The organism is Polyangium sp. 6x1, assembly GCF_029946515.1.
Taxonomy (GTDB): Bacteria; Myxococcota_A; Polyangia; order Polyangiales; family Polyangiaceae; genus Polyangium.
On sequence record NZ_JARZHH010000046.1, the window covers coordinates 46,761 to 60,307 of the forward strand.

Below are 13,547 nucleotides of genomic sequence, written 5' to 3' on the forward strand. Positions count from 1 at the left end.
GCGCACCACGAGCCAAAGCAAAGGCACCGATGAGCACGACCATTCGCCCCGTTCGCAGCGAAAACCCCGGTGGGGGCTCGGAGCTCTCCGTGGAGGAGCAAAAAGAGCGGCTGCGCGGCGAAAACAGGGTCTGGCACATCGGACGCACGGGCCGCGACGACAATGATCCGATGGCCGGCTTGAACGGCAGTCAGGTCGATCTGACGCGCGTGCTGCGCGGTCGCCGCCTTCGCTCCGGCCGTCAGCGATAACCCCCCTCCTGCGCCGCCGCTGCGGCCTCCGTCAGGCGCAGCGCGAGGACCTCGGCGTCGAGGCCGGCCTCGTGCTCGGTCAGGATGAACGTCTCCCCTTCCCGCGTCGTCGCGACCCACGGGAGCTCGTCGCCGCCCACGATGTCGTCGCGGCTTTTCACGAGCACGAACACGCCACGACCATCGAGGTCCCGCGCGAGCGCCACGCCACGCAGGATCGACGTGGGAATGCCGATCTCGCGACCGCGGACCCGCAGCGAGACGAAATCGGCGCTGATGGTTTCCAGGCGAATGGCCTGTCCGTAGCGGATGTCCGCGAGGACGCCCTTGTCGTGCACGAATCCCGTCGTCGCGCCGGCCGCGCCGATGCCGAAGAGGATGCCCCCGAGGACGACGAGCTCCGAGCCGAGCGCGCCCTCTGCGATGGCCCAGGCACAGGCCACGAGGACCAGCAAGAATGCAAAGACGCGAATGCCCGCGCCGAGCCGGATCCGACGCACCGTGCCGGTCTCCTCGATCGAAAGGCCCAGCATGACGAGCGCGAGGCCCGCGAGGGGCAGGCCGGGCGGCGATACCAGGAACGACCAGAACCCGCCCCGAACCGCGGCAAACGCCGTGGTCGCGAGCCCGAAGCACGAAAACGCGTACGAGAGGGCCCGCCCCTGGGAGATGAGGAAAAATCGACGCACGGCGGCGCGAAGGTACCACGGCAAAGGCGCGCCGCGCGCCGGAATCAGCCTGGTTTGCCCTCGTCCGCGGCCCCCGCGTCGCGCAGCAGCCGGATCGCCCAGAGCGAGAGCGCGAGCAGGACGACCGCGAGGGCCACGCCGAGCGCCGTCCGGTGCCGCTCCGTGAACGGCAGCGGCGCCGCGCGATCCGACTCGCCGAAACGAGGGTTTGGCAGGACAGGCCCCATCTTCGCCTCACGCGGCTCCGCAGCCCGATCGGCGCGGTCGAGGATCGCCGCGAGATCGTAATAGGGCGCGGTCGCGGTCCGATCCCCGACGTAGAGCCGGTGTTCGCCGGGCGCCGACGCGCGAAAGACGATCTCGCGGACGGCCACCTCGCCGCGCGCGCCGCGGATCCCGATCGGCGGCGAGTCCTCGTCGTGGATCACGAGCCGGAAATACCGCTTGCGGGTCTCGTCGATTGGCAGCCGCATCGACTCGAGCACCACGCCCGGCCGCGGCGTGCTCCGATAAAGCACGCCGCCGCCCACGGTCGGCCAAACCTCGCGGAAGCTCGTCGCCGTGACGTCGACGCGCCTGCGGAGCTCGGCCGTCCCGACGTCGAGCGTGATCGCCTGGATCGGCACGCCCTCCGCGCCCGCGTCGAGCGTGACGATCGTGGATCGCTCCGCCTCGTCGCGGCGGATCTCCTCGACGGCGAGCGGCACCTCGGAGACCGTGTTCGTCTCGTCGTTCGCGGACGGGCAGCGGAACAAGCCGCCCCGGATCGAGAGCCGCCCGCCGGCCTCGGCCGCGTCCGATGGCAGCAGCGTCACGCGCACGAGCCGCGCTTCGGATCTCGGGTACGGCACGAGGACGTGCTGGACCGTGCCGTGCTCGTGCGGGATCCGATACACGTACGGCCCTTCCGCGACCAGGCCGAGCGCCTCGCGCGTGTCGCCCGTCTCGACGCGCACGCGCCGGAGGAACGTCTCGCCGGCGACGTCGAGCACGACGCGACAATGCACCGTGGATGCCGGCAGTCGGAACGTCGCGACCGCCGCGCCGCTCTCCAGCGATGCGGGATCCAGAATCTCGCCGGACACGTACGGCGCGTGCAGACGGGCCGGGATCTCCGATACCACCCGCGGCACCTCGCGCCCGGCGGCGTCGACGAGCCGCAGGTCGGCGAAGAGCTCCGCGGACGTGCTCGCCCGGTAGAGCGCGTCGTCCACCACGAGCCGATGATCCCCGGCGGCGTCGATGCCCGTCACGGCGCGCATCGACGCGTACTTGCCGACCGGGAGGAGGCGCGGCGCGAGCTCCTGCCCCTCCGCGCGCGTCGCGACGAGCAGGATCACGAGCGCCGTCCCGCCCGTGCGCATGAGCGCGATCAGGCGATCGCTGAAGCGCGCATAGAGGAAGCCGCCGGCGACGAGCAGCGCGCCGACGCCGGTGAGCAAGAGGATCTGGTAGATGCGCTCGACGCTCCACACGTCCCAGACCGCGAGCTTGGCGACGGCGAGGAAAAACAAGGCGAGCCCCAGGTACCGATGAAGCGCGCTCCGGGCTGCGAAGCCGAGCGCGAGCAGCGCCGCGGCCGCGACCGAGAGCACGAGCGTGGTCGTCATGGCGAGCCTGCCCTCCTGCGACGCGAGGAGCTCCGTGAGGCGCGCGGAGAACGCCTCCCATTCGGGCGCGTCGAGCGGCACGGGCGGAGGCGCGGGGAGCGTGGTCACGAAAGAGCGGACTTCCAGCACGGCGAGCGTGATCCAGAGCGTGTGTCCCCCGATCGCGGCGATCCCCGCGGCGATCTCGAGCGACGCGCGCGCCTCGTCCTTCGCAGCCTCCGCGCGCTTCGCCCCCGCGGCGAGCAAGTACGCCGCGACGAGCAGCGAGACGCTCATGCCCGCGAGGCCCGCGGCGCGCGGGCTGCGTAGCAAGGGCACCGAGAGCACCCCTTCCCTGCCCTGCGTCGCGAGAAACCGCTCCACGAGCGCCTGCGTGCCCCACACGTCGATGGCGACGAGGCGAACGAAGGTCGCCGCGAACAGGAGCGACGCGACCACGAGCCACCCGCGCTCCCGCGAGCGCGCCGCGATCGCCGCCGCCACGCAGCCGAGCGCGGCCCAGAGCACCGTGATCGTGGCGCCTTCGAGGCCGAACGCGAGCGCCGCCGCGAAGAGGCCGAGCGCGAGGCCCGCGAGCACGGACAGGCGCGCGCTCGCCTCGGGCCTCTGGCGCATGACGAGCGCGGCGACCGCGAGATCCGCGGCGCCCGCGGCCGCCGTGACCAGCGCGCGGAACGTCGGGACCTCGTCGCTCGTGGAGGCGAGCGCGGCCGCGACGAACGCGAGCGTGGCGAGCGCTCCTGCGAGCACCGCGCTCCAGCGAACGGGCGCAGGCGTCCGGAGCGCGGCGACCGCGACGGCCGCGAGGTGCACGACCCCGAAGACCACGAGCGCGCCGAAGAACGAAGGCGACAAGGGCAACGCAGGCTCCGCATTCCGCACGAAGCCCGCGGCGATCGCGACCATGAGCGACCCGAAGCCCACGGCGACGAGGTGGAGCACGCCGTGGCGTGCGCGGACGGCGAGCGCGGCGGCGAAGGCGCTCGCGATCGAGGTGAGCGCCACGAAGATCGCCGGCCTCGCTGGCAAGAGCTGCACCGCGGCGAGCACGACGAACAGCGCGGCGGCGACGCTGCCCGCGATCGCGGCGCCGGCCGGCAGCGGGTCCCGGCGGAGGACCGTGCGCACGAAGCCCGCGACATACACGGCCGTCCACCCGCCGAAGAGCGTGACGAGCCAGAGCCGTTGATCCTCGGGGACATCGTGGCTCACGACGAGGAAGACCACGAACGCCGCGGCCATCGGCACGGCGAGCAGCTCCGTCCCCCCGAGCGCGCCGAGCAGACCGATCGCCGCGATCCCCAGCAGGATCGCGAGGGCCGAGAGGACCCACACGTGATCGTGGAGCAACATCGCCGCCCCCGCGTGCGAGAGCGTGAGCGCGGCGAGCGCGAAGAGCTTCGCGTCGACCTTCCGAGGCGTGCGCCGATCGAGGTAGAGCGCAACGGCGGACCACTGCGCCGAGGCGAGGCCGACGAAGAGCAGCGGCGCGAGACGCGCGGCAAGATCGTGGTACGGCCCGATGCGCGCTTCGGGCGGCACGTCGCTCCACGCGGGCGCCTGCCCGTGGATGTCGAAGTACTTTGCGTACCAGCCCACGAAGAGCGCGGCCGATCCCGGCACGACGAGGGCGGGGACGAGGCGGAAGCCGGCGCGAAGCGCGACCCCGAGGGCCATGGAGCCGAGGAGGAGCAGGTAGCCGAAGAGCGCGGCGGGTCGGTCCTGTCCGGTCGAGAGCACGACGGGGTTCGCGAGACCGGCGACGAGGACGAGGACGAGCAGGGACTCGGCGCGGTGGCGGAGCGAGAGCGCGGCGCCGAGCGCGAGCACGAGGGCCACGGCGACGAAGGCCACGGCCGGCGGGGCGAGCTGGTAGAGCGCGACGCTCGCCCAGAGCGAAGCGACGAGCGTGGCGAGGCCGATGCCGGAGAGGGCATGCACGAAGGTCGGGCGTGTCTTCGGCCGCAGGAGCTCCGCGGAGGCGAGGAGCGCCGCGCCGAGGACGGCGCCGAGGACGACGCGGCCCGTGGGTCCGATCCAGGCGTTGTCGACCGCGTACTTGAAGAAAAACAGGGCGCCGAGGAGGAAGGCTGCCGCGCCGATGCGCGTGAGCCATGTGAGGCCGAGTTGTTCTTCGAGGGACGGGGCGGGCTCGGTGACGGGAGCGGAAGCGGGAGCGGGAGCGGGAGCGGGAGCGGCCTCGGAAGCCGGCAACGTGTCCGCCAGAGCTGACGGGGGGGCTGCGGCTTCCCGCGAGGCATCCGTCAGAGCTGACGGGGGGGCTGCGGCTTCCCGCGAGGCGTCCGTCAGAGTTGACGGAGGGGCTGCGGCTTCCCGCGAGGCATCCGTCAGAGCTGACGGGGGGGCTGCGGCTTCCCGCGAGGCATCCGTCAGAGCTGACGGGGGGGCTGCGGCTTCCCGCGAGGCATCCGTCAGAGCTGACGGAGGAGCCGCGGCAGCGTGCTCTGCCCGCTCCACCCGCGCGAGCCGCCGCGAAAGCTCCGCGACGAGCGCCTCCCGCGCGTCGAGGCGCGCTTCGAGGTCCTTCACGCGCGCCTTCGCCTGCATGGCCAGGAGCACCGCGACGATCGGTGTGGCCAGGAACAACCCCACCAAGCCCAGGCCGAGCAGGACGAGGAGCGCCTCCATGAAAAATCCCTACCACGCCAAGAGCGCGCGGGTCCTCGGTCACCTTCACCTGCGCTTAACACGCCGCTGCTTGGCTCCCGGAGGCTCCCGGGTCAGAATCCCGGTTCGCGCATGCGCCCTGGGGACATCATCGGTGAGCGCTTCCGTGTCGAGCGCCTGGCCGGCGTGGGCGGCATGGGTGAGGTGTATCGCGCCGAGGATCTCCAGACCGGGAACGTCGTCGCCGTGAAGCTCCTCCGCGCGTCGGAGAGCTCGAACGCCGAGCGGCTCGCGCAGGAAGCCCGCGTCCTCGAGACGCTCGCCCACCCGCACATCGTGCGGTACGAAGGCCACGGCGTCGCCCCCACGGGCGCCCCCTGGCTCGCCATGGAGTGGCTCGAAGGCGAGAGCCTCGCGGCGCGCCTCGGCCGACAAGGCCTGCGCCTCGAAGAGTGCATCACGCTCGCCCTGCGCGTCGCCGACGCCCTCGCCACGGCCCACGCGCGCGGCATCGTCCACCGCGACATCAAGCCGAGCAACCTCTTCCTGGAGCGCGGTGAGATCGACCGCGTCAAAGTGCTCGATTTCGGCGTCGCGCGGGATCGCGGTCGAGGCCGCTTGACCCTCACGGGCACGATCGTGGGCACGCCGGGGTACATGGCGCCCGAGCAAGCGCGCGCCGACAAGGCAGGCGTCGACGCGCGCGCGGACGTCTTCTCGCTCGGCGCCGTGCTCTTCGAGTGCCTCACCGGGCAGCCCGCCTTCGACGGCGAGCACGCGTTCGCGATCCTCGCGAGCCTCCTGCTCGCCGAGGCGCCGCGCGTGCGCGACCTGCGACCCGACGTGCCCGAGGCCCTCGACGATCTCGTGGCCAGCATGCTCTCGAAGGACGTCGCGAGCCGGCCCGCCGACGCCGGCGCGGCCCTGCGCGCGCTCGTCGCGCTCGGCCCCGTCGAGGGCAACGCCATCCAGGTGCACGTGACCTCCGCGGAGGTCATCACCGACAGCGAACGGCAGCTGCTCAGCATCGTCGCCGCGCTCCCGCCCTCGCTCCCCGACGGCAAGGAGGCGCCGTCGCGCTTCTTGTCGCGCGATCGGATCGTGGCCATCGAGCAGGAGATCGCGCCGCTCGGCGCGCGCGTGGAAGAGATCGAGGGCGGCGCGCTGCTCATCGGCCTCGTCGGTCGCGGCAACCCCACCGATCAGGCCGCTCGCGCGGCCCGCGCCGCGCTCCGCCTGCGCGCCCTCGCCCCCGAGGCCCGCATCGTGCTCGTCACCGGGCGCGAGGAGACGTCGCAGAGCCTCGCGCTCGGCTCCATCTCGAAGCGCGCCTGCGCCCTGCTCGACCTCGGCGAAGAGGCGGGCGCCGTGCGGATCGACGCCTCGACGCAGGCCCTGCTCGACGTGCGCTTCGACGTGAGCGCGGGTGCCGACGGCATCTTCCTGCGCGGCGAGCGCGAGGTCGGCTCGGGCACGCGCACGCTGCTCGGCAAGCCGAGCCCTTACCTCGGCCGCGAGCGCGAGCTGCGCAGCGTGCGCGACTTCCTCGAAGAGGGCCTCGACGAGGGCAAGCCGCGCGTCGCCGTCGTGCTCGGCCTCCCCGGCATGGGCAAGTCACGCCTGCGGCACGAGCTCGTCGAGCAGCTCCGCCGCGGCGCCGTCGAGCCTGCGATCGCCATCGGCCGCGGCGATCCGATCGGCGCGGGCTCGGCCTTCTCCATCCTCGGCTCCGCCATCCGCACGATGGCCCAGATCGGCATCGGCGAGCCCGTCGCCTCGCGCAGGCACAAGCTCGAAGCGCTGGTCGCGACGTACATCGAAGGAGACGACCTCGCCCGCGTCACGGCGTTCCTTGGCGAGATGGTCGGCGCGCCCGCGGGCGACGAGCGCCCCGACCTCCGCGCCGCGCGCCAGAACGCCGCGCTCATGGCCGATCGCATCCGCGAGGCGTGGCTCGACTTCGTCGAGGCGCTCTCGGTCGTGCGCCCGCTCGTCGTCGTGCTCGAGGATCTGCACTGGGGTGACCGCGCCTCGATCAAGCTCGTCGACGCGGCCCTCGCGATGCAAGGCGAGCGCCGCTTCGCCGTGCTCGCGCTCGCCCGGCCGGAGCTGCACGATCTCTTCCCGAAGATCTGGGCCGATCGAGAGTTGCTCGAGGTGCGCCTCGGCGAGCTCGGGCGCCGCGCGGCCGAGCGGCTCGTCCGGCATTTCCTGGGCGAGATCATCACCGAGGAGGAGATCCAGCGCCTCGTCGATCGCGCCGCGGGCAACGCCTTCTACCTCGAAGAGCTCATCCGCGCCGTGGCCGAGGGCCGCGGCAGCGATCTGCCCGAGACCGTGCTCGGCATGGTCGAGGCGCGCCTCCTGTCGCTCGAACCCGAGGCGCGGCGCGTCCTGCGCGCGGCGAGCGTCTTCGGCCAGTCGTTCTGGTGGGGCGGCGTCGCCGCGCTCATCGGCGACGCGTCCTTGCCGAACGGCCGCGTCGGCCTGCTCGATCGCCTCTGCGAGCGCGAGCTCATCGTGCGCCGCCGCGAGAGCCGCTTCCTCGGCGAGGAGGAGTATGCCTTCCGCCACGCGCTCGTGCGCGAGGGCTCGTACGCGATGCTGCCCGAGCGCGATCGCCGGCGCGGACATGCGCTCGCGGCCGAGTGGCTGCTCGCGTCGGGCGAGACGGACCCCACGATCCTCGCCGATCACTTCGAGAGCTCGGGCGACACGGAGCGCTCGGCCGAGTACTTCGCGGCCGCGGCCGAGCTCGCGCTCTCGGCCGGTGATTTCTCGGCCGCCGTGAGCTTCACGGAGCGTGGCCTCGTGGCGAGCCCACGCGCCGACGTCGTGGCGGTTCTCCGCGCGATCCGGGCCGACGCGTGGAACTGGACGAGCTCCTCCACGACGGCCTACGAGGCGGCCCTGGAGGCGCTCGAGAGCGCGCGCCCCGGCAGCAAGGAGCACGGCCGCGCGCTCGGCGCCGCCCTCGGCAGCGCCTTGCTCCTGCGCAAGAAGGACGCCCTCGACGCGGCCATGCGCGAGCTCTACCGCACCGAGCCCGCCGAGGACGCCGTCCCTGCGCTCTCGTTCGCCTACAGCTCCGCCGTCATCTCGCAGCTCGTCATGGGCGAGCGCGCCATGGCCGAGCGCTTCTTGCGGCGCATGGAGCAGGTCGTCGGCCCCTACCTCGCCCACGATCCGTCCGTCGCCGGCCGCTTCGGCTACGCCCGCGGCTACTGGTACAGGAACGCCGAGCAGGAGCCGTACACGGCGCTCGGCATCGAGCGCGAGGCCATCGCGAACTTCATGGTCTCGGGCGACAAACGCTTCCTGCCGCTGCTCCGGGCCCACGTGGGCCTCGACCTCGTGCTGCTCGGCGCGTACGACGACGCCGAGCGCGAGTTCGATCTCGCCCTCACGGCCGCGTCGGCCGACAGCGTCGCCGCGCTCCTCGCGAGCTGCTTCCGCGCCGGGCTCCTCGTCGAACGAGGCTTCTTCGAGGAGGCCATCACGCTCGGCACGACCGTCGCGGACGCGGCCTCCGCGCACAGCGAGGGCGTGATCGGCGTGAGCGCGCAGTACTTCGTCCTCGAAGCGCACCTGCGTCGTGGTGACCTCGACGCGGTTCGACGCCTCCTCACGGCCGTCGCGCCCCTGATCGAGATCCTCCCGCTCGGGCGGATCTGGGCGCTCGCGGGCCACGCCGCGCTCGAACTCGCCGAGGGCCGCCTCGCGAGCGCCGTCGAGCTCACCCAGAGCGCGCTCGCGCGGACGGCCGAGATCGGCATGAGGCACACGAGCGCCCACGCGCGCATCGTCCTCACGCGCGCCGAGGCGCTCTGGGCGCTCGGCATGCACGACGAGGCCCGCGCCGTGCTCGAAGACGCCCGCGCCGATCTCCTCGCCCGCGCGGCGCGCATCGGGGATCCGACCTACGCCCGGACCTTCCTCGAAGCGGTCTCGCTGCACGCGCGGCTCCTCGACCTCTGGAAGGCGTGGTGCGGCGTCTAGAAACGGCCCTCGATTGGCCTCCGCGCCCCCGGCCGGTACGCTTGGCCGTATGCGACGAAATCTCTCGCTTCTTTGCCTTGCTTTGGGCCTTGTCTCCTTGACCGCCCCGCCTGCGCGGGCCGACGAACCGCCGGGCTGGGTGCCCAGCGACGAGCCCGAGTCCCTCCCGCCCCCGCCACCTGCGCCGCCGCCCCCGCGCCCGGGGCCCACGACGTACACCATCGAGCAGCGGGAGTTGTCCGAGGGCCCGACGAAAATGGCGAGCCCGGCGGCATTCTACGTCGGCACCATCCTCGCCGGCGTGGGCCTGCTCGGCGTCGTCACGGGCCTCGTGATCCGGGCGGATCTCCCCGAGACCGAGTGCACCGACTGCCCCGCGGCCGAGAAGCGCTCGGCCTCGCTCGGCTTGATCCTCGGCGGCGGCCTCGGCATGTTGATCGGCATCCCCATCGCCGTGGCCGGCGGGCGGAACGTCCCGGATCAACCGTCGTGGGCGCGCCCCACGGTGTTCGTCTCTCCGCGCGGCGGCGCGCTCACGTGGACGTTCTAGACGTCGCTCGCTGCCCACGATTGACGAATTCGTCCTCACGCCCGTCACCGAACGACGAAATGCGGCATGCATCCGGGACGTGGTTCACGACGACGAACCCCAAATGCCCGAAATGGCGCATCTTCGCCGGACGTCGCGGCTGGATGGGGTGTGCATGCCGTACCCACGCTGCGCGGCGGAATCTTGCGCGCATGCAATGCATGCACGGCGTCAATCGAACAGACGCGAATTTCCCGTCCGTCGCTTGATTCCTCGGTGTCCCGATCGACCACGCTTGCCGGCATGACGCGTGCACCCACGGGGGATGGCGACCTAGACGCTTGGCCTGGTTGTCGAAAGGCTCTCACGTGCTTCAAGTCACGCAGGAACAAGGGATTCGATACGAAATTGGTTCGAGCCGGATGTGCTTCGAGCCGCCGGACACCTGCTTCGTGACGTATGTCGGCGACCTCGATGCCGACGTCGTCGTGCGGATGAACGCGGCGCTCGAAGAGACCGTGCGGCATCGCCAGCCTGTCGACTTGCTCGTGGATCTGTCTCGTACGGGACAGGTATCGGAGCTCGTCCGGCGCCACGGCGTCTTCGGCATGCTGGCCCTGAACCCGCGCGCCACCGCCGTGTTCGGCGCCGATTTCCACCTCCGCGTGGTCGTGTCGATGATCACGAAGGCTATTCGATTGCTCCACGTGGGTCTGCGCGGGCAGATCCGGTTCTTCGAGCGTGAAGCGGACGCGCGCGCCTGGCTCGCCGAGGTCAAGCGAAAAGACAAGTTGCAGCGCAGCGCTTGAGCGCTTTGGGGGGCGATCATGCTTTCTGCCACGGAACGGCCCGACGAGACCATCACGGTTTGTCCTGCCAGGGAAATCACGGCGCCTCGCGCGCCCGACCTCGCGCTCGGGATCCCGCGCCACTGGTGGCCGGATCCGCTCGTGAACGTGCACGCGGCGCGGATCGAGGAAGAGACGCTCGCGTGGTTCCGCGAGCTCGGCTTCGGCGAGCGTTCGATCTGGATCGTGCGCACGTTCGCGCCGGCCGATTACGCGGGCATGCCGTTCCCGCTCACGGAGCCGCGCGAGCTCTTGCTGCTCGCCAAATACCTCTCGCTCTGGCTCCTCTGGGACGACGTCGACGTCGAGGGCCGCGAGCGCACGTTCCCCTTCTGCGGCCCGGCCCTCCTCGAGCCGAGCGCCTCTGGCGTCACCACCCTCTTCGGCGCCACCTGGTCGGCCCTGCTCCGCGAGCTCGCCCAGACCATGAGCCCCGCCTGGATGGACACCCTCTGCGAGGCCATGGATACCTGGAGCACGGCGGCGCTCAAGGAAGCGCGCACCTCGAAGCAGCGGCGGGCGGGGCTCGCCCGCGTCTCGTACGAAGAGGCCCTCAGCTCGCGCATCGACACCATTGGAATGGCGGCGACGGGCTACCTCCTCGAATACGCGCGCGGCATCGAGCTCCCGCCGGACTTCCACGCCCACGAGACCGCGCTCGCCTTGAAGACCCTCTCCGGCAAGATCGTCGGCCTCGGCAACGACATCTGGAGCCTCGGCAAGGACTGGGCTTCGGGCTACGTCAACGTCATCCTCGCGCTGCGCGACGAGCGCGGGCTCTCCATGCTGGAGGCCGTGCGCCGCATCATCCGCGAGCACGACGAAGCCATCGCCGAGTTCGACCGCCTCGCCCGCGCGCTCCCGCGCTTCGGCGCGGCGTGGGACGAGCACATCGCGGCCTGGGTGCAGGACCTCCGGCACGCCTCCCTCGGCTTCACGCTCTGGGAGTCGCGCGCCCCGCGTTACGCCGCGTTCAAGATGCTCGTGAATGGCACGCCGATCGACCCCTCCTTCATCGTGCCCACGTCGCTCGCCCCGCGCGCCGCGACGCCCACCGCGTCCGTGTACGCTCCGCACCCTTGACGCGCCTTCGCGGATGGCATCACGTGCGCCGCGCGATGCCCTCCACGAATCCCCTGGTCAGCGATCGATTCGTCGACTTCCTCCTCTTCGAGGTGCTCGACCTCGAAGGCCTGCTCGCCCTGCCCCATTTCGCCGAGCACACGCGCGAGACCGTGGGGATCTACCTCGGCACCGCGCGCAGGCTCGCGCGGGAGCTTCTCTTTCCAGCCTACAAGCCGATGGACGAGGCCCCGCCGCGCCTCGAAAAGGGCCGCGTGCGGGTCCACCGCGCGATGCACGACATCTATCCGCGGCTCGTCGAGCTCGGCGTCCTCTCGGCCACGCGCCCGCCCGAGGCGTACGGCCAGAGTCTCCCGCTCACCGTCGCCTCCCTCGCCGCGAGTTATCTCATGGCGGCGAACCTCTCGGCGTACGGCTATCTCGGCCTCACCACGGGCGCCGCGCGCCTGCTCGAATCCTTCGGCTCGGACGACCTCAAAGAGCGCTTCATGGGCCCGCTCTATCGTGGCGAGTGGACCGGCACCATGGCCCTCACCGAGCCGCAGGCCGGCAGCAGCCTGAGCGACGTCGAGACCCGCGCCACGCCCACGGAGGGCGGCCATTACCTCGTCAAGGGCTCGAAGATCTTCATCTCGGGCGGCGATCACGACCTCACGGAGAACATCGTCCACTTGACGCTCGCCCGCATCGACGGCGCGCCGCCCGGCATCAAGGGCGTGAGCCTCTTTGCCATCCCGAAGCTCCGCCCCGCGCCGGGCGGTCTCGTCCCGAACGACGTCGAGGTCGCGGGCGTCATCCACAAGATCGGCTGGCGCGGCCTGCCGAGCCTCGCGCTCAATTTCGGCGAAGCCGGCGATTGCCACGGGTATCTCGTCGGCGAGCCGCACCGGGGCATTTCGTACATGTTCCAGATGATGAACGAGGCCCGCCTCATGATCGGCATGAATGGCGCCGCCACGGCCTCGGTCGCGTTCCACGAGTCGCTCGAATACGCCAAGACGCGGCCCCAGGGCCGCCGGCACGGCGACAAGGACCCGCGCGCGCCGCAGATCCCCATCGTCGAGCACGCCGACGTCCGGCGCATGCTCCTGCGCCAGAAGGCCATCGCGTGGGGCAGCATCGCCCTCCTCGGCCTTGCGGCGCGCCTCTCGGACCTCGCCGAGCACGGCCGGGAAGAGGCGTCCCGCGCGCGCGCCGGCATGCTGCTCGACCTGCTCACGCCCATCGCCAAGAGCTTCCCGGCCGAGCGGGGCTTCGAGTCGAACGCGCTCGCCGTGCAGGTCCTCGGCGGCTACGGCTACACGAGCGAGTACCTCCCCGAGGCGTGGTTGCGGGATCAGAAGCTCAACAGCATCCACGAGGGCACGACGGGCATCCAGTCGCTCGACCTGCTCGGCCGCAAGGTCCCGGCCGCGGGCGGCGCGGCGTTCCGCGCGCTGCTCGAAGAGATCGCGGCCAGCTGCGACGGCGCGCGCGACGCGGGGGTCAGCGCGGATCTCGTCCAGCGCGTCGAGGGCGCGGCGATGGCCATGCGCGAGATCACGCTCCACCTCGGCGCCCTTGGCGCGCAGGGGGACGTCCGAGGCATGCTCCTGCACAGCGCCGATTACCTCGACCTCGCCTCCACCATGGTGATCGGCTGGACCTGGCTCCGCCTCGCGGCCACCGCGCAGAAAAACCAGAAGGATCGCCCGCAGGATCACGATTTCTACGAGGGCATCGCCTCGGCGGCCCAGTACTGGATCCGCACGGAGCTGCCGCGCGTCGGCTACCTCGCCCAGCTCTGCCGCTCCGGCGAAGATTCTTACGAACGAGTACGACCGGAGTGGTTCTAACACGAACGAATGCGTGGCGGACGGCGCGAGACCCCGCGCCCGCCGCGGCCGTCCCCGGCGCGCGGTAATCCTGCG

Annotated in this window: 8 protein-coding genes; 6 read left to right on the top strand and 2 right to left on the bottom strand. The window is 71.7% G+C overall.

Annotated elements, in window-relative coordinates; all coding sequences use genetic code 11:
• Positions 1-29: 29 nt before the first annotated feature.
• On the top strand, positions 30-251 hold the full coding sequence (locus QHF85_RS33395) for a hypothetical protein (protein WP_281331445.1): 222 nt from the start codon (positions 30-32) through the stop codon (positions 249-251).
• Here QHF85_RS33395 and QHF85_RS33400 read toward each other — a convergent pair.
• Positions 242-940 (bottom strand): hypothetical protein, encoded by a 699-nt coding sequence (locus tag QHF85_RS33400; RefSeq protein ID WP_281331446.1) that lies wholly within the window; start codon positions 938-940, stop codon positions 242-244. The two genes, QHF85_RS33395 and QHF85_RS33400, sit on opposite strands and share 10 nt — an antisense overlap.
• A 44-nt stretch (positions 941-984) precedes the next feature.
• Complete coding sequence (locus QHF85_RS33405; protein WP_281331447.1) at positions 985-5,199, bottom strand: DUF2339 domain-containing protein; 4,215 nt, start codon at positions 5,197-5,199, stop codon at positions 985-987.
• Positions 5,200-5,310: 111 nt separating this feature from the next.
• On the opposite strand from QHF85_RS33405, the gene QHF85_RS33410 reads away from it, so the two are divergent.
• The 5 genes from QHF85_RS33410 to QHF85_RS33430 all read left to right on the top strand — a co-directional run bounded on the left by QHF85_RS33410 (position 5,311) and on the right by QHF85_RS33430 (position 13,472).
• Complete coding sequence (locus QHF85_RS33410; RefSeq protein ID WP_281331448.1) at positions 5,311-9,177, top strand: serine/threonine-protein kinase; 3,867 nt, start codon at positions 5,311-5,313, stop codon at positions 9,175-9,177.
• A gap of 97 nt (positions 9,178-9,274) precedes the next feature.
• The gene (locus QHF85_RS33415) at positions 9,275-9,727 is read left to right on the top strand and encodes a hypothetical protein (RefSeq protein ID WP_281331449.1); all 453 of its coding nucleotides are present in this window, start codon (positions 9,275-9,277) and stop codon (positions 9,725-9,727) included.
• Between the two features lie 347 nt (positions 9,728-10,074).
• On the top strand, positions 10,075-10,515 hold the full coding sequence (locus tag QHF85_RS33420) for an STAS/SEC14 domain-containing protein (RefSeq protein WP_281331450.1): 441 nt from the start codon (positions 10,075-10,077) through the stop codon (positions 10,513-10,515).
• 18 nt (positions 10,516-10,533) lie between these two features.
• Entirely contained in the window at positions 10,534-11,637 is a 1,104-nt protein-coding gene (locus QHF85_RS33425; RefSeq protein WP_281331451.1) for a terpene synthase family protein, read from the top strand.
• Positions 11,638-11,672: 35 nt separating this feature from the next.
• Positions 11,673-13,472: an acyl-CoA dehydrogenase gene (locus QHF85_RS33430; RefSeq protein WP_348652780.1), complete on the top strand. Its 1,800-nt coding sequence runs from the start codon at positions 11,673-11,675 to the stop codon at positions 13,470-13,472.
• The last annotated feature ends 75 nt before the right edge of the window (positions 13,473-13,547 follow it).

Bases quoted from the DNA above. Each gene is read 5' to 3' on its own strand.
- QHF85_RS33410 (WP_281331448.1), top strand. From the start codon at position 5,311: ATGCGCCCTGGGGACATCATCGGTGAGCGCTTCCGTGTCGAGCGCCTG.
- QHF85_RS33430 (WP_348652780.1), top strand. From the start codon at position 11,673: ATGCCCTCCACGAATCCCCTGGTCAGCGATCGATTCGTCGACTTCCTC.
- QHF85_RS33425 (WP_281331451.1), top strand. From the start codon at position 10,534: ATGCTTTCTGCCACGGAACGGCCCGACGAGACCATCACGGTTTGTCCT.
- QHF85_RS33395 (WP_281331445.1), top strand. From the start codon at position 30: ATGAGCACGACCATTCGCCCCGTTCGCAGCGAAAACCCCGGTGGGGGC.
- QHF85_RS33405 (WP_281331447.1), bottom strand. From the start codon at position 5,199: ATGGAGGCGCTCCTCGTCCTGCTCGGCCTGGGCTTGGTGGGGTTGTTC.